The sequence below is a fragment of the Leisingera sp. ANG59 genome (assembly GCF_013317235.1).
GTDB lineage: Bacteria > Pseudomonadota > Alphaproteobacteria > Rhodobacterales > Rhodobacteraceae > Leisingera.
In genome coordinates this window covers 1-1329 of the sequence record NZ_WLCM01000096.1, presented here as the reverse complement: position 1 = coordinate 1329, position 1329 = coordinate 1, and the positions used below count along the sequence as shown (strand labels likewise).

The 1329-nt window shown below is 58.5% G+C and carries 3 protein-coding genes; all 3 read left to right on the top strand.

Annotation, left to right across the window (positions count from 1 at the left end):
* The first annotated feature begins 7 nt into the window (after nt 1-7).
* On the top strand, nt 8-370 hold the full coding sequence (locus GKC28_RS26045) for an ArsC/Spx/MgsR family protein (RefSeq protein WP_174146056.1): 363 nt from the start codon (nt 8-10) through the stop codon (nt 368-370).
* A gap of 464 nt (nt 371-834) precedes the next feature.
* Nucleotides 835-1107, top strand: a complete 273-nt coding sequence (locus GKC28_RS26040; protein WP_174149829.1) for a hypothetical protein — start codon at nt 835-837, stop codon at nt 1105-1107.
* 33 nt (nt 1108-1140) lie between these two features.
* The coding region (locus GKC28_RS26035; protein ID WP_174148107.1) for a transposase at nt 1141-1329 on the top strand (189 nt) is incomplete at its 3' end.

The window sequence follows — 1329 nt, the reverse complement described above, 5'->3', positions numbered from 1 at the left end:
GGCCTTCATCCGCGCCGCGGGTGAGGAGCCGGTTGTCGTCGATTATCTCGAAGCTGGTTGGACACGTCCGCAGCTCCTAGGTCTCTTCGCAGCAGCGGGCTTGACCGCTCGGGAGGCGTTGCGCATCAACCGCTCGCCAGCAGAAGAACTCGGCCTCTGCGATGCTGCCGTGGACGAAAGCGCGCTGCTTGACGCCATGGTTGAGCATCCGATTTTGGTGAACCGGCCCCTAGTCTGCAGTCCCAAAGGAGTTCGCCTTTGCCGCCCTTCGGAAACGGTTCTAGATCTCCTGGATCACCTGCCGCCAGGTCCGCTTTTAAAAGAGGACGGCGAAATGGTGATGGACAAGAATGGAAAGCTGCTCGCGTAATCAGTCCAACAACAGCGATATTCGTTTCCTTTCGTCAGGCCTAACACCGCTTGGCCCTTAACGGCAGAATTGTCTGCGCACCCCGTGCATTGCCCACCAATACATCGACGCTCCGCGCTTGAACGCCCGCATTTCCTTCTGCCGTGCAGCGGGTGGTCTTGGGCAATGCAGCGAGTCAACGTGCTGCGAGTGCATGCAGCGAAAAAATGGCTCTTCCGGGTTGGGCTCACTGCCGCCATGCGGCGTTGCGGCGCTGAGAAGCAAGCACCAGCCTGTCCCAGGATCACAGTGATCGGCTCAAGCCAGCCCGAACGCGACATTCGAACCAGGCGCAGCGCGCACTCCGCTGCAGGCGCGAAATTCTGAAGCCGCCTTCCCGGAAGTATGCGTAATTGGGCAGACCCTGAACTGAGGTCGAGCTCCCGATAGGATCACAATAGATCTGTGAACATGGGAGATTTCGAATGGAGTTTTTCGCGGGCTTGGACGTTTCGCTGCGGTCCTGCGCGGTCTGTGTTGTCGATGGCAAAGGCACGGTTCTGCACGAGCGAGAACTGCCTTGTGATATTGAGGAGATCGCAGGCTATCTGACTGCGCTTCGCTTTCCAATTGAGCGTGTTGGCTTTGAAGCCGGTGCGATGTGTCAGCATCTGTACTACGGCTTGAAGTCTGAAGGGTTTGAAGTTGTCTGTATGGAATCGCGTCAGGTCAGTAAGGCTCCGGCGGCGGCCGCCTGATCCCGGGATCGATCCGATGGTAAGTCCGGCCTTATGTCCGACTTCAATAACCGCCCTCAAATCGAAGTTCTTTCCGCTGCCGATGGTGATCGCCGCCGGTATTGGTCAGATGATGATAAACTGCGCATCGTGGAGGAGAGCTTTATCGGCCACCGACAAGCGGCTGCCACAGCGCGGCGGCATGGCATTTGCCGGTCGCTGCTGACCACCTGGCGGCGGCAG